General features: G+C 64.0%; 13 protein-coding genes. 6 read left to right on the forward strand and 7 right to left on the reverse strand.

All coding sequences use genetic code 11. From position 1 onward, the window contains the following. Positions 1–161 precede the first annotated feature (161 nt). The 3 genes from hyi to pyk all read left to right on the forward strand — a co-directional run bounded on the left by hyi (position 162) and on the right by pyk (position 3,549). Positions 162–941 (forward strand): hydroxypyruvate isomerase, encoded by a 780-nt coding sequence (hyi, locus tag FB598_RS03885; RefSeq protein ID WP_141913049.1) that lies wholly within the window; start codon positions 162–164, stop codon positions 939–941. Positions 942–980: 39 nt separating this feature from the next. Next, positions 981–1,868, forward strand: a complete 888-nt coding sequence (gene glxR, locus FB598_RS03890) for a 2-hydroxy-3-oxopropionate reductase (RefSeq protein WP_141913052.1) — start codon at positions 981–983, stop codon at positions 1,866–1,868. Positions 1,869–2,130: 262 nt separating this feature from the next. Next, positions 2,131–3,549: a pyruvate kinase gene (gene pyk / locus FB598_RS03895; RefSeq protein WP_141913054.1), complete on the forward strand. Its 1,419-nt coding sequence runs from the start codon at positions 2,131–2,133 to the stop codon at positions 3,547–3,549. Between the two features lie 301 nt (positions 3,550–3,850). Here pyk and FB598_RS03900 read toward each other — a convergent pair whose 3' ends face one another. From FB598_RS03900 to FB598_RS03920, 5 genes are all read right to left on the reverse strand, one after another. Further along, positions 3,851–5,566 (reverse strand): methyl-accepting chemotaxis protein, encoded by a 1,716-nt coding sequence (locus tag FB598_RS03900; protein ID WP_141913057.1) that lies wholly within the window; start codon positions 5,564–5,566, stop codon positions 3,851–3,853. Between the two features lie 371 nt (positions 5,567–5,937). Next, on the reverse strand, positions 5,938–7,311 hold the full coding sequence (locus FB598_RS03905; RefSeq protein WP_141913059.1) for an 8-oxoguanine deaminase: 1,374 nt from the start codon (positions 7,309–7,311) through the stop codon (positions 5,938–5,940). 532 nt (positions 7,312–7,843) lie between these two features. Next, entirely contained in the window at positions 7,844–9,607 is a 1,764-nt protein-coding gene (locus FB598_RS03910) for an allantoate amidohydrolase (RefSeq protein ID WP_141913061.1), read from the reverse strand. A 322-nt stretch (positions 9,608–9,929) separates the two neighbouring features. Next, positions 9,930–11,324, reverse strand: a complete 1,395-nt coding sequence (locus tag FB598_RS03915) for a nucleobase:cation symporter-2 family protein (protein WP_141913064.1) — start codon at positions 11,322–11,324, stop codon at positions 9,930–9,932. Positions 11,325–11,612: 288 nt separating this feature from the next. Then, the gene (locus FB598_RS03920; RefSeq protein ID WP_141913067.1) at positions 11,613–12,560 is read right to left on the reverse strand and encodes a LysR substrate-binding domain-containing protein; all 948 of its coding nucleotides are present in this window, start codon (positions 12,558–12,560) and stop codon (positions 11,613–11,615) included. Between the two features lie 752 nt (positions 12,561–13,312). Here FB598_RS03920 and FB598_RS03925 point away from each other — a divergent pair. Both FB598_RS03925 and hutH read left to right on the forward strand, forming a co-directional pair. Then, positions 13,313–14,581: a urate hydroxylase PuuD gene (locus tag FB598_RS03925; RefSeq protein WP_141913069.1), complete on the forward strand. Its 1,269-nt coding sequence runs from the start codon at positions 13,313–13,315 to the stop codon at positions 14,579–14,581. A 22-nt stretch (positions 14,582–14,603) separates the two neighbouring features. Next, the gene (gene hutH / locus FB598_RS03930; RefSeq protein WP_141913072.1) at positions 14,604–16,232 is read left to right on the forward strand and encodes a histidine ammonia-lyase; all 1,629 of its coding nucleotides are present in this window, start codon (positions 14,604–14,606) and stop codon (positions 16,230–16,232) included. Positions 16,233–16,581: 349 nt separating this feature from the next. Here the strand turns inward: hutH and FB598_RS03935 are convergent, their stop codons facing one another. Beyond that, positions 16,582–17,400: an outer envelope protein gene (locus FB598_RS03935; RefSeq protein ID WP_141913074.1), complete on the reverse strand. Its 819-nt coding sequence runs from the start codon at positions 17,398–17,400 to the stop codon at positions 16,582–16,584. Positions 17,401–17,593: 193 nt separating this feature from the next. Then, positions 17,594–18,553, reverse strand: a complete 960-nt coding sequence (gene puuE, locus FB598_RS03940) for an allantoinase PuuE (RefSeq protein ID WP_141913075.1) — start codon at positions 18,551–18,553, stop codon at positions 17,594–17,596. A 224-nt stretch (positions 18,554–18,777) separates the two neighbouring features. Between puuE and uraH the strand changes: the two genes are divergently transcribed. Next, positions 18,778–19,131: a hydroxyisourate hydrolase gene (gene uraH / locus FB598_RS03945; RefSeq protein WP_141913076.1), complete on the forward strand. Its 354-nt coding sequence runs from the start codon at positions 18,778–18,780 to the stop codon at positions 19,129–19,131. The last annotated feature ends 45 nt before the right edge of the window (positions 19,132–19,176 follow it).

Below are 19,176 nucleotides of genomic sequence, written 5' to 3' on the forward strand. Positions count from 1 at the left end.
GGCAAGAGCGACGCCACCTTTTGGCCGGAAGGATATGTATCCGTTCGGACTGAGTAGCGCCGAAGGTGCGTATCGAAGGCGCGGATGACGGCGATGCTTCGATACGCCGCTGTGCGGCTACTCAGCCCGAACGGGGAAATAGAAAAACGATAGGAGCACCCATGACCAAACTTGCTGCCAACCTCACCATGCTGTTCACCGAACAGCCTTTCCTCGACCGCTTCCAGGCGGCCGCCGACGCCGGTTTCAAGGCCGTCGAATTCCTGTTCCCCTACGCCTTCGATCCCGAGCAGATCGCCGACCGCCTGCGCGCGGCCAAGCTGCAACTGGTGCTGCACAACCTGCCGGCCGGCAACTGGGACGGCGGCGAGCGCGGCATCGCCTGCCATCCGGATCGCGTGGCCGAATTCCGCGCCGGCGTGGACGACGCCATCCGCTACGGCCGCGCGTTGGGCGTGCAGCAATTGAACTGCCTGGTCGGCATCCTGCCGCCTGGCGTCTCGCGCGAAGCCGCGCGCGAAGTCCTGGTCGGCAACCTGAAGTACGCCGCCGGCAAGCTGAAGGAGCATGGCATTCGCCTGCTGATCGAGCCGATCAACAGCTTCGACATCCCGGGCTTCTTCCTCAACACTACCAAACAGGCGCTGGAACTGATCCTGTCCACCGGTTCGGACAACCTGTTCGTGCAGTACGACATCTACCACATGCAGCGCATGGAAGGCGAACTGGCCAACACCATCAAGGCCAACCTCTCGCTGATCGCCCACGTGCAACTGGCCGACAATCCCGGCCGCTTCGAACCCGGCACCGGCGAGATCAATTACCGCTACCTGTTCCGCTTCCTCGACGAGATCGGCTACCAAGGCTGGATCGGCTGCGAGTACAAGCCCAAGGCCGGAACGAAAGAGGGACTGGGCTGGATCAAGGAACACGGCCTTTAAGCTTTATCGACATAACATCAATCATCAAGGAGAAACAGCATGGCAAAAGTCGGATTCATTGGCCTGGGCATCATGGGTGCACCCATGGCGGAAAACCTGCAAAAGGGCGGCCACAAGCTCTACCTGCACGACCAGAAAAACCCGCCGGCGGCATTGCTGGAAGGCGGCGCCACCGTCTGCACCTCGGGCGCCGAAGTCGCCAAGCGCGCCGACATCGTCATCGTCATGGTGCCGGACACCCCGCACGTGGAAGCCGTGCTGTTCGGCGACAAGGGCGTGGCCGAAGGCCTGTCGGCCGGCAAGATCGTGGTCGACATGAGCTCGATCTCGCCGATCGCCACCAAGGGCTTCGCGCAAAAGGTCAACGCGCTGGGCTGCCAGTACCTGGACGCCCCGGTCTCGGGCGGCGAAGTCGGCGCCAAGGCCGCTTCGCTGACCATCATGGTGGGAGGTTCGGAGTCCGCCTTCAACGATGTGAAGCCGCTGTTCGAACTGATGGGCAAGAACATCACCCTGGTTGGCGGCAACGGCGACGGCCAGACCACCAAGGTCGCCAACCAGATCATCGTGGCGCTCAACATCCAGGCCGTGGCCGAAGCGCTGCTGTTCGCTTCCAAGGCCGGCGCCGATCCGGCGCGCGTGCGCCAGGCGCTGATGGGCGGCTTCGCTTCCTCGCGCATCCTGGAAGTGCACGGCGAGCGCATGGTCAAGCGCACCTTCAATCCCGGCTTTCGCATCGAGTTGCACCAGAAGGACCTGAACCTGGCCCTGCAAGGCGCCAAGCAACTCGGCATCAGCCTGCCCAACACCGCCGCCGCGCAGGAACTGATGAACGCCTGCGCCGCCAACGGCATGAGCGGCCTGGACCATTCGGCGCTGTGCCGCGCGGTGGAGATCCTGTCCAACCACGAGATCGCCAAGGCCTGAAGCGATTGATTTGTACTAACCGGGCGATGCCGAAGGCGAGCCGGTAACGCTTTCCCCCTTGTGGGCCAGCCCTCCGAAGGAGGGCCGGCACTTAGGGCCGCTTTTCTTTGCTTACTTTCTTTGGCGGGCCAAAGAAAGTGAGCGGCTGCCGGGCCGCTCCCGGCGCTCCGCTTCGTCCGGAGAAAGATAGGCATTAAGTCAGTACATCGATAAGTAGCAAGACCAGACTACTCAAATAATCCCACCACTGGAGCCCCCCACCATGCGCCGCCAACGCCAGGCTAAAATCGTCGCCACCCTCGGCCCCGCCAGCGCTTCCCGCGAAATGATCCAGGCGCTGTTCGAAGCCGGCGCCGACGTTTTCCGTTTCAACTTCAGCCACGGCACCCATGCCGACCACCAGGCGCGCTACCAGATCGTGCGCGCGGTAGAGCGCGAGGCCGGCCGCCCGATCGCCGTGCTGGCCGACCTGCAAGGCCCCAAGCTGCGCATCGGCCAGTTTGCCGAGGGCAAGGTGACATTGCAGCAAGGGCAGGCGTTCACGCTCGACCGCGATGCGCAACCCGGCGATGCCAGTCGCGTCTGCCTGCCGCATCCCGAATTGTTCGAAGCCATCGCCGCCGGCCAGTCGTTGCTGCTGGATGATGGCAAGCTGCGCCTGCAGGTGGAATACAGCGACGGCGCGACTATCCGCACCCGCGTGGTCAACGGCGGTGCGCTGTCCGACCGCAAGGGCGTCAACGTCCCCGATGCCGTGCTGCCGATCCCGGCGCTCACCGAGAAGGACCGGCGCGACCTGGCATTCGCGCTGGACATGGGCGCCGACTGGATCGCGCTGTCCTTCGTGCAGCGTCCGGAAGATGTGGAAGAAGCGCGCAGCCTGATCGGCGGCCGCGCCGCGGTGCTGTCGAAACTGGAAAAGCCCGCCGCGCTGGACCGCCTGGACGAGATCGTGCGCGCCTCGGACGCCATCATGGTGGCGCGCGGCGACCTCGGCGTGGAACTGCCGCCCGAGCGCGTGCCGGGCACCCAGAAGCGCATCCTGCGCGTGTGCCGCCAGCACGGCAAGCCGATCGTGATCGCCACCCAGATGCTGGAATCGATGATCACCGCCCCGGTGCCCACCCGCGCCGAAGTCTCGGACGTGGCCAGCGCCATCTATGACGGCTCCGACGCCGTGATGCTGTCGGCCGAGTCGGCCAACGGCGCTTACCCGCTGCAGGCGGTCTCGATGATGGATCGCGTGATCGCCGAAGTGGAGCGCGACCCGCTGTACCGCAACATGCTCGACGCCCAGCACGAGACGCCGCAGCCCAACCGCTCGGACGCCATCTGCTCGGCCCTGCGCGACGTGGCCGGCATCGTCGGCGCCACTGCCACCGTGACCTACACCAGCTCCGGCCACACCAGCCTGCGCGCGGCCCGCGAACGGCCGATGGCGCCGATTCTCAGCATTACCCCGCAACTGGCGACGGCGCGCCGCCTGGCGCTGGTATGGGGCGTGCATTCCACCATCAGCGACCAGATCCACAACGAAAGCGACATGGTCAGTGCCGCCTGCCAGACAGCATTGAAGGAAGGCTTCGCCAGGAAGGGCGACCAGATCGCGATCACCGCCGGTATGCCGTTCGGGCAGCCGGGGAGCACCAATCTGTTGCGGTTGGCGGAGGTGTGGGGGTGAGGTATTGAAGAAAGCCTGGCTCCAACGACAAAGGTGCTCAAGGTGTAATGCCGTTCAGTTAAACGCTGAACGGCATTTGCGTTTGTGCAGTCCAGACTCCGTTCGCCCTGAGTAGCTGCGCAGCAGCGTATCGAGGGGCAGGCAAGACCGCTAACGGTGACACGCTGGCTTCGATACGGCCCTGGCGGGCCTACTCAGCCCGAACGGGGTCTGTGATGAGTGTGATTAAGGGTTCGCCTTAACTGAACGGCATTACGCCCTCGGGCGCCTTTGTCGTTTTGGTGCGGGAAATCCGATCCGTTCAGAACTGTTCCCAGTCGCCGTCCGCCACCTTGGCGGAAGCCACCGCAGGCGCATCGGACGATTTGTTCGCGGCGGCTGCCGGCTTCTGGGGCAGTGCCTTCATCTTTACTGCTGGCGCCGCTTGTTTGACGTTCGTCGCCGGCCTGGCGGCAGTGGCCGGCATCGCGCCTTGTTCCAGCTTGAACACGCTGACCGCCTCCATCAACTGCGCCGCCTGTTCCTGCATCGCCTGCGCGGCGGCGGCAGCTTCTTCCACCAGCGCCGCGTTCTGCTGTGTCGATTCATCCATCAGCGTGATGGCGCGGTTGATCTCTTCGATGCCGGTGCTTTGCTCCTGGCTGGCGGCGCTGATCTCGGCGACGATGTCGGTCACGCGCCTGACGCTGGAGACTACCTCGGTCATGGTGGAGCCGGCTTGCGCCACCAGCTTGCTGCCGGTGTCGACCTTGGTCACCGAATCCTCGATCAGGGCCTTGATTTCCTTGGCGGCGGTGGCGCTGCGCTGGGCCAGGGAGCGCACTTCTGAGGCCACCACCGCAAAGCCGCGGCCTTGCTCGCCGGCGCGGGCGGCTTCGACGGCGGCGTTCAGGGCCAGGATGTTGGTCTGGAAGGCAATGCCGTCGATGACGCCGATGATGTCCACGATCTTCTTCGAGGATTCGTTGATCGAGGCCATGGTGTCGACCACCTGGCTGACCACGGCGCCGCCTTCGACCGCCACGCCCGAGGCGGAGCTCGCCAACTGCTTGGCCTGGCGCGCGTTGTCGGCATTTTGCTTGACGGTGGAGGTCAGTTCTTCCATGGCCGAGGCGGTCTCTTCCAGCGAACCGGCTTGCTGCTCGGTGCGCGAGGACAAGTCCATGTTGCCGCTGGCGATTTCACCGGAGGCATGGTTGATGGTATCGGTGCCGCTGCGCACGCGGCTGACGATGGCGCCGAGGTTTTCGTTCATCAGTTTCAGGGCCGCCATCAGTTCGCCGGTTTCATCCTTTGACTTCACTTCGACGCGCGTGCTGAGGTCGCCGTCGGCCACGCGCCGGGCAACATTGACCGCGTTGAGCAGCGGACGCGTGATGCTGCGCGACACCAGCAGCGCTACCACCGCGGCCAGCAGCAAGGCCGCCACGGCGAGGCTGTTGATGATGGTGCGGGCGCTGGAGGAATCGTGTCCGGCGGCTTCGCCTGCCGCGTCCATCAGCCCGCCCTGGTAGTCGAACATGGCGTCGAGCGCGATGAAGTACTTGACCTGCACCGGCATGAATTGCTGGGGCAGGAAGGCCTTGGCTTCGTCGACCTGGCCGGCCTGGGCCAGCGCCATCAGTTTGTCGCGCGCCGGGAGGTAGGCGTCGCGCGCGGCGATGGCGGCTTCGATGTAGTGCTTGTCCTCGTCGGTGCGGGCGACCGCGCGCATTTTCATCAGGCCTTCGTTCATCTTCTTGTCCGCCGCCGCCGCATCGGCCGCCAGCGCCTTGATGCGCTCGGCGTCGGCGCTCAGCAGGATGTCGCGGATGTCGAGCGCGATCTTGTTGACCTGGATCTGGATGGTGTTGGCCATCACGGTCTTGGGATAGCGGTCCTTGACGATCAGGTTGATGCCGTCCGTCAGCCGGGCGAGCTGGGCATTGCCGAGGACGGCAATGGCGATCAGGAGCGCAATCACGACGCCGAAGCCGATGGCGAGGCGGGTGCCGATTTTCATGTTGGCAATGTTCATGGTGGACCTTTGGCGCGAGCGTTGTTCGGGAAAAAAGTGATGTAACGAAGAAACATCGTTTCCCGCAGGCATCCATGCGCACGCGCGCAACCGGCGTCAGGCCGGATGCACTGGTGAAGCTGTTGTGAGCGTTGAGCGATGCAGCGAACGATTCCCCGTCACCCTGATTGCAAGTCTTGTGCCAAAAAATCAGGCGAATTTTTTATTGTTCTGCGGCGGCAAGCTGGCAAGCCGGTCGGCTGCCCTTGCTCTTGTAGTGTTGCGGCGCCGTCGGAACAGCCCCGGATGAAGGCTGTTCCGATCCGCTATGCGACGCCTGGGGCATCTGTGACGATGCCCGGTTGGCGGAAGGACTGATTGGGGCGCGATCCTCAGCGCGCCGCTTCGGCCAGTTCCAGCGACAGCGCGTTGTGGCGCTCCATCACCGTGCCGAGGTCGATGGTGGCGAGCTGTCCTTCGCGCACCACCACGCGGCCGTTGATGATGCTCCAGGCGGCATTGGCCGGGGTACAGAACACCAGTGCCGCTACCGGATCGTGCAGGCCGCCGGCGAAGCCGATCTGGCGCGTGTCGAACAGCACCACGTCGGCCGACATGCCGGGCTTCAATGCGCCGATGTCGTCGCGGTTCAAGACCTTGGCGCCGCCCAGCGTGGCGATTTCCAGCGCCTGGCGCGCGGTCATGGCGTCCGGGCCGAAGCCGACACGCTGCAGCAGCATGGCCTGGCGCACTTCGCCCATCATGTGGGCGCAGTCGTTGGAGGCGCTGCCGTCCACGCCCAGGCCGACCGACACGCCGGCATCGACCATCTTGCGGATGGGGGCGATGCCGGAGGCCAGCCGCATGTTGGAGCAGGGGCAGTGCGCCACGCCGGTGCCGGTGCGGGCGAACAGGTCGATGCCGTGGTCGTCCAGCTGCACGCAGTGGGCGTGCCAGACGTCGTGGCCGACCCAGCCGCAGTCTTCGGCGTATTCGGCCGGGGTCATGTTGAATTTCTCGCGGCTATAGGCGATGTCGTTGACGTTTTCGGCCAGGTGGGTATGCAGCGAGACCTGGTAGTGGCGCGCTAGGTTGGCCGCTTCGCGCATCAGGTCGCGCGAGACCGAGAACGGCGAACAGGGCGCCACCACGATGCGCTGCATGGCGTGGCGGCTTGCATCGTGGTAGGTCTCGATCAGGCGGCGCGTGTCTTTCAGGATGGCTTCCTCGTCTTCCACCACGCGGTCCGGCGGCAAGCCGCCCTTGGACTGGCCCACGCTCATGGCGCCGCGCGCGCCGTGGAAGCGCATGCCGATTTCGGCGGCGGCTTCCAGGCTGTCATCCAGGCGGGTCTGGTTGGGGTAGATGTAGAGGTGGTCGCTGCTGGTGGTGCAGCCGGAGAGGATCAGTTCGGCCATCGCGGTCAGCGTGGAGACCTTGATCATCTCGGGCGTGAGGCCGGCCCAGATCGGATAGAGGTTGGTCAGCCAGTTGAACAGTTCGCCGTTTTGCGCGGCGGGGATCACGCGCGTGAGGCTCTGGTACATGTGGTGGTGGGTGTTGACCAGGCCGGGGATGGCGACGTGGTGTCTTGCGTCGATGATTTCGTCGGCTTGTTGCGGCAGCTCGGCGCTGGGGCCGACTTGTTCGATGACGTTGTTGCGGATGAAGATGGCGCCGTCTTTGATTTCTTCCCTGGCGTCGTTCATGGTGACGACGACTTTGGCGTTCTTGATCAGCAGGGTTTGGTCTTTTGCTTGTTGCATGGGAGGGACTCCTTTTTTGTTCCTTATGGGTTGGTGTTGGTGCTTTGTCGGCGCAGGTGACAGTGGAGTCCCTTTTTTGTCCCTATTAACGCTGCGTCGGAGGGTTTTTTTTCTGTTTCTGTTGCTGTTGTTGGGTAGTCTGGTCTTGCTGCTGGTCGATGTACTGGCTTAATGCTTTTCTTTCTTCGATCGGAGGGGAGTGCCGGGGGCGGCCCGGCAGCCGCTCACTTTCTTTGGCCCGCCAAAGAAAGTAAGCAAAGAAAGGCGGCCCCTAAGTGCCAGCCCCTTCGGGGTTCCCGCCGGAGCGCGGAGAAAAATGGGCAAGGCAGAGTCGCTACGCTCCGACTGCCTTGCTGATCCATTTTTCTCCGCGCTCCGGCGGCTGGCCCACAAGGGGAATGCGTAGCCGGCTCGCCTTCGGCCTCGCGGTGCTTGCTGCTCGCTGCTCGCCTGCGGCATCGGTGCAGTGGCTTGCTATTTTGCTTTCTCCGTCGTCCTGACGAAAGTCAGGACCCAGCGTCGTTAATGCCGCTCAGGCCTTCGCCTTGAAACTACGCAAGAAATCCAACAGGATCTGCCCGGACACTTCCGCATCGTCCGCCGTCATGGTTTCCAGCGGGTTGTGGCTGATGCCGCCGTTGCCGCAGCGGGTAAACAGCATGCAGACATCGGTCATCCTGGCGATTGCCATGGCGTCGTGCCCGGCGCCGGAGGCCAGTTCGAACGGTGGGATGCCGGCGCGTTCGGTGGCGGCGGCGAGTTGTTGCATCAGCCACGGCGCGCAGGGGGCGGCGGGGGCGGAGACGGTTTCTTCGATCTTGGCGTCGACGCTGCGGCGTTCGCAGATTTCGTTGATCTTGGCCAGGATGTCGGCGACCGCGGCCAGGCGCACGTCGTCGCGGGCGGCGCGGATGTCGAGCGAGAGCTGGCAGGCGCCGGGGATGACGTTGGTCGAGCCGCGCGGCACTTGCAACTGGCCGACCGTGCCGACCAGCGAGGCGTGCTGGTCTTGCGAGCAGCGCTGTTCCACGTAGAGGATGATCTCGGCGGCGGCGGCGCCGGCGTCCTTGCGCATGTTCATCGGGGTGGTGCCGGCGTGGCTGGCCACGCCCTTGAGGTCGACCAGGTAGCGCGAGCTGCCGGCGATGGAGGTGACGATGCCGACCGGCAGGTCGCGGTTGAGCAGCACCGGGCCTTGTTCGATGTGGACTTCCACGTAGCCCAGGATGTCGGACGGGTCGCGCGCGATCTTGGGGATGGCGGCGACGTCGTGGCCGGCCTGGGTGATGGCGTCGCGCATGGTGATGCCGTCGCGGTCCTGCAGGCCCAGCAGGTTCAGGTCGAACTGGCCGGTGACGGCGTTGCTGCCGAGGAAGGTGCTCTTGAAGCGCACGCCTTCTTCTTCCGAGAAGCCGATCACTTCGAAGTGGAAGGGCAGGGTCTCGCCGCGTTCGTTCATGTGCTTGACGGCGGCGATGGCCAGCAGGATGCCTTCGCGGCCGTCGTACTTGCCGCCGTTGCGCACGGTGTCGTAGTGCGAGCCGGTCAGCAGGGTCTTGGCCTGCGGGTCGGTGGAGAGGTAGCGGCCGACCACGTTGCCGACCGCGTCGATGTGTACGTGCATGCCGGCTTCGCGCATCCAGTGCGCGATCTGGTCGGCGGTGCGGCGGTGGGTGTCGGTCAGGTAGGTGCAGGTCAGCGCGCCTTCGTCTTCCGACATGGCGCCGATTTCCTCGGCCCATTGCATTACGGTGGCGCCCAGCGCCGGCTTGTGGCCGGTCAGGTCGTTGAGGCGCATCTCGGCGATGCGGCCGATCTGGCGCAGCGCCTCGCGCAGTTCGTCTTCCGGCTGGTTGCGCAGGCGGCGGGTGAAGGTGGCGATGATCTGCTGGCGCGTCAGGCCGGCGCCGGTCGGGCCCTTGACCGCCAGGATGAAGGGGAAGCCGAACCTGGCGTTGTAGTCGGCGTTGAGCTTTTGCAGCGTGGCGAATTCTTCCGGCGAACACATGTTGAGGCCGGCCCTGGCTTGTTCGCCGGTCGATTCGGCGGTCAGTTCGCCGGCGATGGCGGCTTTGCCGGCCAGTTCCGGGTGGGCGCGGATCAGGCCCAGTTGCTCGGCGCGGCTGGCGTCGGCGACCACCTTCTGCAGCGCCAGCTTCAGGGCGGTGAGGTTGCGGAACGGGCGCTGCGCGGCCGCGCGCTCGGGGATCCAGGGCGAATGCTCGTAGATGCCGTGCAGGGCGGCGATGAAGGCGGAGGCTTCGGCGTTGTTGAGTTGTTCCAGTGTGGTCGTCATGTGTTTGCCGGGCGGATTGGCCCCGGTCTCTTCGGTTGTTCGGTGTTGCGGTCGCCGGTATCTGTTTTTTGCGATTGTCGGCCGCGATTGTTGCGCCTGTATGTCGTCCAAAGCCGCCATGCGGGCGGTTTTGGGCGGTAGCCTAGACTTTAAAACATCTTGGCTCGGATGGCATCAACGGTTTCATCTGGGCCGTATGCGATTTCGCTTATCACGCGGCGGATATAACCTCCCATTTTCCGCCGGACGGCGCCTGAACCCCGCAAACACGAATGCCGTTCAGCACTTAACTGAACGGCATTGCCATTTCATCCGCGTTTTCTCAATGGTCCGAGCTTTGCGCCGCGGCGACCGCATAGCGCGCCACGTCTTCCTGCGAGCCGCGGCCGTTGAAGAACAGGTTCAGCAGCACCGCCATGGCCGAGGCCAGCAGGATGCCGCTGTGGAAGATGGTGCCCAGGACGTGCGGCATCTTGTCGAAGAAGGTCGGGGCGACGATGGGGATCATGCCCACGCCGATGCTGATGGCGACGATGAACAGGTTGTTGCGGTTGGCGTGGAAATCGACCTTGGACAGGATCTTGATGCCGGTTGCCGCCACCATGCCGAACATCACGATGCCGGCGCCGCCCAGCACGAACTGCGGGATCGAGGCGGCCACGTGGGCCATCTTGGGGAACAGGCCGAAGGCGATCAGGATCACGCCGGCGGCTACGCAGACGAAGCGGCTGCGCACGCCGGTCACGCCCACCAAGCCGACGTTCTGCGAGAACGAGGTGTAGGGGAAAGTGTTGAACAAGCCGCCGATGACGGTGCCCAGGCCGTCCACGCGCAGGCCGCGCGCCAGCGTCTTGTCGTCGACCTTCTTGCCGACGATGTCGCCCAGCGCCATGAACATGCCGGTCGATTCGATCATGGTCACGATCATCACCAGGCACATGCTGACGATGGAGGCGATGTCGAACTGCGGCATGCCGTAGTGGAAGGGCCTGATGAAGGCGAACCAGTCGGTTTCGTCCAGTCCGGCGAAGCTGATCTTGCCCAGCGCGAAGGCGATCGCGAAGCCTATCACCATGCCCATCAGCACCGAGATGTTGGAAATGAAGCCCTTGGTGTATTTGGTGATCAGCAGGATCGACACCAGCACGATGGCCGCGATCGACAGCGACAGCGGCGAGCCGTAGTCGGGGTTGGGGACCTTCACGAACACGCCGTCCACCAGCTGGCCGATCACCGGCTGGCCGCCGGCGGCCCAGTTGATGCCCACGCCCATGAGCGAGATGCCGATCACGGTGATCACGGTGCCGGTCACCACCGGCGGGAAGTAGCGCATCAGCTTGCTCATGTAGGGCGCAGCCAGGATACAGAAGAGGCCGGAGGCTATGACCGCGCCGTAGATGTGCAGGATGGTCAGCGAGGGATTGTTGGCCATTGCCACCATCGGGCCGACGGCGGCGAAGGTCACGCCCATCATGACCGGCATCCTGATGCCGAATTTCCAGATGCCGGCGCTCTGGATGATGGTGACCAGCCCGCAGCAGAACAGGTCGGCGCTGATCAGGAAGGCGATTTCGGATTTGGGAAGGTTCAAGGCGCCGCCGATGATCAGCGGCACGGCGATGGCGCCGGCGTACATCACCAGCACGTGCTGCATGCCCAGTGCGAACAGCTTGAATACGGGTAGGCGTTCATCCACCGGATGGCTAGGGGTTTGCATGGCTGTCTCCTGGTTTGATTTTTGTATCGGAACCTGACATGTGGCCGCGCCTGCCAGGGCGTGCCTTGTCGGTTGAAAAATGCGGTTCCGCGGTCAGTTCCTTGTCCCGTTTCTGTGTTCGGATACAGGCCTGGTGCTCCGGATACTAATGCAATCCCACAGGCCCGATATATAAGGTGCGGCATACTGCTTGGCAGGCCTTCGATATATGCTGCTATAGGCAATTACAGGCAATTACAGGAAATTTATGCGGCATGGACGCAGAGCCGGCCTGCCGCAGACCGCCTTTCAGCGATCGGCCGCTCCTCCCATCATCTTGGCCGCGGCGCTGACCTGGGCGCGCAGCCATTTGTGCTCGGTGGCCTGGTGCACGCGTTCATGCCACAACTGATAGAAGCGCAGCGGCGGGAACTTCACCGGCACCGCATAGCTTTTGAGGGACAGCAGCTTCTCGTAGAAGCTGGCGAACTGCTGGCCGGCGGTCAGCACCAGATCGGTTTGCGCCACCATATACGGAAGCATACGGAAATGCGCCGATTCCACCACCACATTGCGGCGCAAATTCTGCTTTTCCAGGAAAGTATCGATGGTGCCGTGGTAACCCGGCAAGATCTGCGAGGGCGCGGCATGCGGCAGCGAGAGGTAATCCTCGATGCTCATGGCGTCGCGCGCGGTGCGCTTGGCGTAGGCGCAGTCGGCGCGCATCAGGCAGACGATGGGATCGTCGAACAGTTTCGACAGGTGCAGGTGCGGCGGCGGCTCGTCCCAGTTGGCGATCACCAGGTCCAGTTCGCCGTCCGACAGCAGGCGCACGTAATCGGTCTCGGGGCCGAGCGCGTGGATCACGATGCGGCTCCTGGGCGACTCGCGCCGCAGCCGCGCGATCACTTCGGTGAAGAAGGGCGTGTTCATGTAGTCCGGCGCGGCGATGTGGAAGGTGCGTTCCTCGTCCTGCGGCACGAAGGCGCTCTTGGGCACGAACAGGCGTTCGGTCTCGTCCAGGATGCGCTTGGCCGGCTTCAGCAGGCTTTCGCCGTGCTGGGTCGGCACCATGCCGCGCGCGCCGCGCACCAGCAGCGGGTCGCCGGTCAGTTCGCGCAGCTTGCGTAGCGAGGCCGAGATCGACGGCTGCGGCTGGTTCAGTTTCAGGGCCACGCGTGAAACGTTCTTCTCGCACAACAGCAGGTAAAGGATGCGGATGAGGTGGATGTCGAGATGGTCTGGCAGCCTGGACATGTGGATGTCTCCGGGTTCTTCGTTCAAGCGCGTGGTGATCGCGCAAAAGGGTAGGTGACGGTTTTTCGTTCACTCTGTCGACGCCCGCGATCGGGATCGCGGGCGTGCTGGTTTATTGCGTCACATGCTGTTTCCGGTTCGCGGCGGCGGTGCGAAACGCGCCGGACGGGAAGCAACCGCCGTGCCATGGCCAATTGGATTCGCTTTCATGCGCCGGCCGGTCTCTGCGGCCTTTTTTGCCTGCCGTCCAGCCGAAGGGAGGGCGGCAAGCGTTTGGTTAATGAAGTAAATTGCGCACGACCGCAAGCGTCCCACATTTACGAGTCATTTTTGTATATGGACATGCGTATGTCAAATATACGTTGCGAGCGATGTCTGGAGAGCCTGGCGGCGTTTATCTTCTGTGCAACCGTCCCATGCCACGGAAATCCTCGACCCGCAAGGGCGCGATGGTACGAAGCGGGGGACGGGAAGTAATCCAAGAACAGATGGCGCGACATGAAGCCATCGGGTCGTAGCGGCAGCGACGGCAGGAGACCGGTACGGGGCCGCAAGCCGCCGCGCCAGATATTCCCGCCTCGCAGGAAGCTCCTCATCCACTCAGAATCGCATTGCCGCGCGGCACTGTTGCCGTTGCGCCAGCCATCCTGCAGCCGGGCGGACGGGTTTTCATGACGGCCCTTTACTGAGGCAATGCCTCGCCTGTCCGGAGTGCCTGCGGTGGCGGACGGGAATCCTGAGTTGGGGAAGACATGGAAGCATTATTGGTATCGTACGGCATCGAATGGGCCAACCTGCTGGTGCGCTGGCTGCACCTGATCACCGGCATCGCCTGGATCGGCGCCTCATTTTATTTCGTCTGGCTGGACAACTCCATCCGTCCGCCCAAGCCGGGCAGCGAGCTGGAGAAGAAAGGCGTGTCCGGCGAACTGTGGGCGGTGCACGGCGGCGGCTTCTACAACCCGCAGAAATACCTGGTGGCGCCGGCCGAACTGCCGCAAGAACTGCACTGGTTCAAGTGGGAGGCATATGCCACCTGGATCACCGGCATCGCCATGCTGTTCATCGTCTACTACTTCAACGCCTCGGCGATGATGGTCGACAAGTCGGTCGCCAACCTCACCGGCCTGGAGGCCGTGGGGGTGGGCATCGGCACCCTGGTGGCGGGCTGGATCGTCTACGACCTGTTGTGCAAGTCGCCGCTGGGCAAGAAAGAAGGCTTGCTGGGGCTGGTAATGTTCGTCTTCATCGTGGCCGTGGCCTACATGCTCACGCACCTGCTGTCGGGCCGTGCCGCCTACATCCATGTCGGCGCCATGATCGGCACCATCATGGTGGGCAACGTGCTGATGGTGATCATCCCCGGCCAGCGCAAGCTGGTGGAAGCGATGAAGGAAGGCAAGTCGCCCGACCCGATCCACGGCCGTCGCGGCAAGCAGCGCAGCGTGCACAACAACTACTTCACGCTGCCGATCCTGTTCATCATGATCAGCAACCACTACGCGATGACCTATACGCACGCGTATAGCTGGCTGGTGCTGGCGGCCATCATGGCGGCCGGCGTGCTGATCCGCCACTTCTTCAACCTGCGCCACAAGGGCCGGGTATCGATCGCTTACCCGATTGCCGGCGTGGCCCTGCTGCTGGCCGTGGCGGTGGCGATCGCACCGCGTCCGGTGGCGCCGATAGTGCCGGTAGCCGCTGCGTCTGCCGTGCCTGCCGCCGATGGATCGGTTGCCGCAGTGGCGGCAGCGGCGCCGGCAGCGCCCGATTTCGCCAAGATCCAGGCTATCATCACCCAGCGCTGCGCGAGCTGCCATTCCGACAAGCCGACCCAGGCCGGTTTTGCCACTGCGCCGGCCGGCATGATGCTGCAGACGCCCGAGCTGATCCGCCAGCACGCTGCCAAGGTGTTCCAGCGCGCGGTGCAGACCAAGGACATGCCGCTGGCCAACATGACGCAGATGACCGACGAGGAACGCTCCGAAATCGCCGCCTGGTTCCAGGCCGGCGCCAAGTAAGCCAAGAAAACAAGGAAACCCCATGAACACCATCACCATCGACGGCTTTACCCTGAGCGCCGAGCAAGTCATCCGCGTGGCGCGCGCGCCGCACCTGAAGGTAGCGCTGGCGGACTCGTCGCGCGCGGCCTTGAAGCAAAGCCGCGACTACATCGAAAGCACCTGGATGCACGACGAGGCACCGATGATGTACAGCTTCAACACCGGCGTGGGCCTGCTGAAGGACACTCGCATCAAGGTCGAGCACATCGAACTGTTCCAGACCCAGCTGATCCGCGCCCACAGCGCCGGCATCGGCGAGCCGTTTTCCGAGGAAGTCAGCCGCGCCACCATGCTGCTGCGCGCCAACGCCTTCGCTTCCAACTACTCGGCTCCGCGGGTGGAAGTGGTGGATCGCCTGCTGGCCTTCATCAATGCCGGCATCCACCCGATCATGCCGCAGAAGGGCTCGGTGGGCGCCTCCGGCGACCTGGCGCCGCTGTCCTACCTGGCCGCGGCCATTGCCGGCTTCGACGAGGCCGAAGTGATGTACCGGGGCCAGCGCATGCGCGCGCCGGAAGCGATCACCAAGGCCGACATCGGCCCGGTCCAATTCGACCTCAAGGCCAAGGATGCCTCGGCCCTGATCAACGGCTGCACCGCCTCGCTGGCGGTAGCGATCCTGGCCGCGCACGACGCCCGCCACCTGCTGACCGACGCCTGCCTGTCGCTGGGGCTGACGCTGGAGGCGATGCGCGCCGAGATGGCGGCCTTCGATCCGCGCATCCAGCAGGCGCGCCCGCATGCCGGCCAGATCAAGACCGCCCAGGTGGTGCGCACGCTGTTGAAGGGCTCGACCCGCACTACCCACGAAGCGCGCGCGGTGCAACTGCCGGACGAATTGCGCCGCACCGACATTCCCTACACCGCCCGCATCCAGGACGTGTACTCGCTGCGCTGCGCGCCGCAGGTGTACGGCCCGGTGTTCGATGCGCTGGACTACATCGACACCATCATCGAGAAGGAAACCAACTCCGCTACCGACAACCCGCTGATCTTCAGCAAGGAAGATGGCGAAGGCTTCGAGATCATCTCCGGCGGCAACTTCCACGGCCAGTACCTGGCGCAGGCGATGGACTTGCTGGCCATGGCCATTACCGACCTGGGCAGCATCTGCGAACGCCGGGTGGCGCGCCTGATCGACCCGACGCTGTCGTGGGGCTTGCCGCGCAACCTGATGAGCGGCGTGCGCGGCGTGAACACCGGCTATCCGGTGGTGCAGTGCTCGCTCAGTTCGCTGGTGATGGAAAACCGCACGCTGTCGATGCCGGGCAGCGTGGACAGCATCCCGTCCAAGGGCAACAGCGAGGATCATGTTTCCAACTCGACCTGGTGCGCGCGCAAGGCGCTGACGGTGGTGCAGAACACGCAATACATCGTCGGCGTGGAAATGCTGCTGGCGGCGCAGGCGCTGACCATGACCGAAGACCTGCTCAAGGGCTTCACGCTGGGGCAGGGCACGCAGGCGGCATACGACGAGATTCGCCGCCAGATCCCGGCCTGCCTGGAAGGGGATCGCTGGTTCCACAATGACATCCAGGCCGCGCATGGCTTTGTGGTCAGCGGCTCGGTACGCGATGCGGTGGCGGCGGCCATCGGGCAGTTCGTGTGAGGTGCTGTATTCAGATGTGATTGTTTAGCTGTGATTATTTCGCTGCGATGAAAAATGCCCGGATCAATCCGGGCATTTTTGTATTTGGATGGTGCAGCCAGTGTCAGCGCAATGCCGCGGCCATCCAGCAGCAGTTGTCCGAGCATGGCTTGCGCTTGCGGGTCTTCCAATGCGGCAGCAGCTTGCAGCCAGTGCGCCAGCTCTTCCGCCGGGCCTGCCAACAGGACCTGCCATTGTTGCGCCGTCACAGCACTCAAAAAGCGCCGCTCCGAAGTCATCCGGAGCGGCGCTTTTTTCTGAAGGAACGGCATCCCTCAGGGGCATGCCTGCCAGCGAGGGGCGGCGCAGTTCAGAAGTGGTATTCGGCGCGCACCATCGGCGTCTTGGCCAGCGAGCCCGGCACGTTGGACGGGTTGCCGAACTTGTTGCGCCAGTACTGGTATTCCAGGCCGATGCGGAAGGTGTTCTTGCCCATGCCGATGGTATTGCCGATGTCGTACATGATCTGGCCATCGAAGTTCAGCTCGGGCGAAGTGGGGCCGCCGAATTCGTTCTTGCCCTTGGCCGCGATGTAGTTCATGTAGCCTTCGAAGGCGAAGCCCGACGTACCGAAGGGGATGCCCCAGGCCAGGTTCAGCATCGGGTGCGTGTCATAGCTGTAGCGGCTGGAGACGCCCTTGGGCTGGTTGCTCTCGAACAGCGCCAGGATGCTGATGTTGAGAAAGCCCGGCACGTCCATCATCAGCGTGGGGCCGACCACCCACATGCGTTTCTTGGAGGCGTAGCTGTTGTCGTTCTTGGTGTTCCAGTCGAAGCCCAGCGTGAAGCCGACGCCGCGCGCCGGGCCGAAGGACAGGTCGCGTCCCGCGATCTTGCCGATGTCCAGCGTATGGCGGTAGGTGATGTAGGCTTCCTGCGCGTTGTCATCCTTGCTGTCGGACATCAACAGGTCGACGTTGAGGAAGTTGGTGCCGTATTTGTAGCCGCTGGCGTGGGTGAAGTTGACGATGTTCTTGGTGATGTCCTGCGTGTTGTAAGGCTCGGCAAAGCGCGTGCCGTAGCGGTAACCGATCGAGTTATCCGCCCAGTCGGCCGCGGCTGCCGCGCCGGATGCCGCCAGCAGGCCGGCGGCAATGGCGCCGTGAATACGCCGGGATGTTTGTTGCATGGTGTCTCCTCCATTGTTGTTTGGTGATGGCTGCGCGTTATTGTTTGAATGCGCAGTTCCGTGGTTCCGCCACGGCGGTCAGGCAAAAAAAAAACGGATGTGAGGAATGCTCGTATCCCGTACCGGCACAAAAAACGGTGCAGGCGGGATGCGGTGGATGGCCGGCGTGGGGTAGGCCGGCGCCAATGCCCGCTCATCGGCTTCGGTTGGAAGCGGCAGGGGCGTATGGGTGGGTCTGGCGCCAGTGTCGGGCGATATCGATGCGACGCGTGACCCAGACTTTCTCGTGGCCGCCAATGTAGTCGAGGAAGCGCGCCAGCGATGCGGCGCGCGCCGGGCGCCCGGCCAGCCGGCAATGCAGGCCGACCGACAGCATCTTGGGACGATCCAGCCCGTTCGGGTCGCCTTCGCGGTACAGCGTGTCGAAGGCATCCTTCAGGTAATCGAAGAACTGGGTGCCGGAGTTGAAGCCCTGCGGCGCGGCGAAGCGCATGTCGTTGGTGTCCAGCGTGTAGGGCACGATCAGTTGCGGCGCGCCCGATCCATCGGAAAGGGGGACGTCTTCCCAGTAAGGCAGGTCGTCGGCATAGCTGTCGGCGTCGTAGGCGAAGCCGCCGTGCTCGGCCACCAGGCGGCGCGTGTTGGGAGAGTCGCGTCCGGTGTACCAGCCCAGCGGCGGCGCGCCGGTCAGCTCGCGGATGATCTGCACCGCTTCGGCGAGATGGCGGCGCTCGGTAGATTCGTCGACGTGCTGGTAGCTGATCCAGCGCAGGCCGTGGCAGGCGATCTCATGGCCCAGTTCGAGGAAGGCGGCGGTGGCCTCGCGGTTGCGCTGCAGGGCGCGCGCCACGCCGAACACGGTCAGCGGCAGGCGGCGCTCCTCGAACAGGCGCAGCAGGCGCCATAGCCCCGCGCGCGAACCGTATTCGTAGATCGATTCCATGCTCATGTGGCGCGCCGCAAAGCTTTGCGCGCCGATGATCTCCGAGAGGAAGGTCTCGGAGCCGGCATCACCGTCGAGCACGCAGTTTTCCGCGCCTTCTTCATAGTTCAGCACGAACTGCACGGCGATGCGCGCGCCGCCCGGCCAGCGCGCATGCGGCACGTGACGACCGTAGCCGGCCAGGTCGCGGGGATAGTTGGGGTCTTTCATGTCTCCAGCCTCGTCTTGGTTTTATGCTGTATTTGCGGCGATTGCGCGTGCACCTGTTTGGGGCGGATGGCACGGGTAAGGCATTATGTCCGCCCAATGGATGGGTGGTATAAGGCGGCTCGTATATGGACTTGAAAGACGGCGGTATATCATTTGCCGTCATCGCATGCCATCGGCAGCGAATCGCGCAATCGCCATCAAACGGACAAGGGAAAGGAAACACCATGGGCAAACTGAGCACGCACGTGCTGGACATCACCAAAGGCAAGCCGGGCGTCGGCGTGAAGCTGGCGTTGTACGCGGTCGAAGGCGGCAACAAGCGCCTGCTCAAGAATGCCGTCACCAATAGCGATGGCCGTTGCGACGAGCCGCTGCTGGCCGGCGACGAGGTGCGCGCCGGCAAGTACGAACTGGTGTTCGCCGCCGGCGATTATTTCGCCGCGCAGGGTGTGGATGTGCCGTCGCCGCGGTTTGTCGACGAGGTGGTGATCGCCTTCGGCATTGCCGATCCGGCGCAGAACTACCACGTGCCGCTGGTGGTGTCGCCCTGGGCGTATTCGACGTATCGCGGCAGCTGACTTTCGCCGCGCTGACGAAAACGGCCGCTTCCGGAATCCGGGAGC

Source organism: Herbaspirillum sp. SJZ106, from assembly GCF_006715495.1.
Classification (GTDB): Bacteria; Pseudomonadota; Gammaproteobacteria; order Burkholderiales; family Burkholderiaceae_D; genus Herbaspirillum.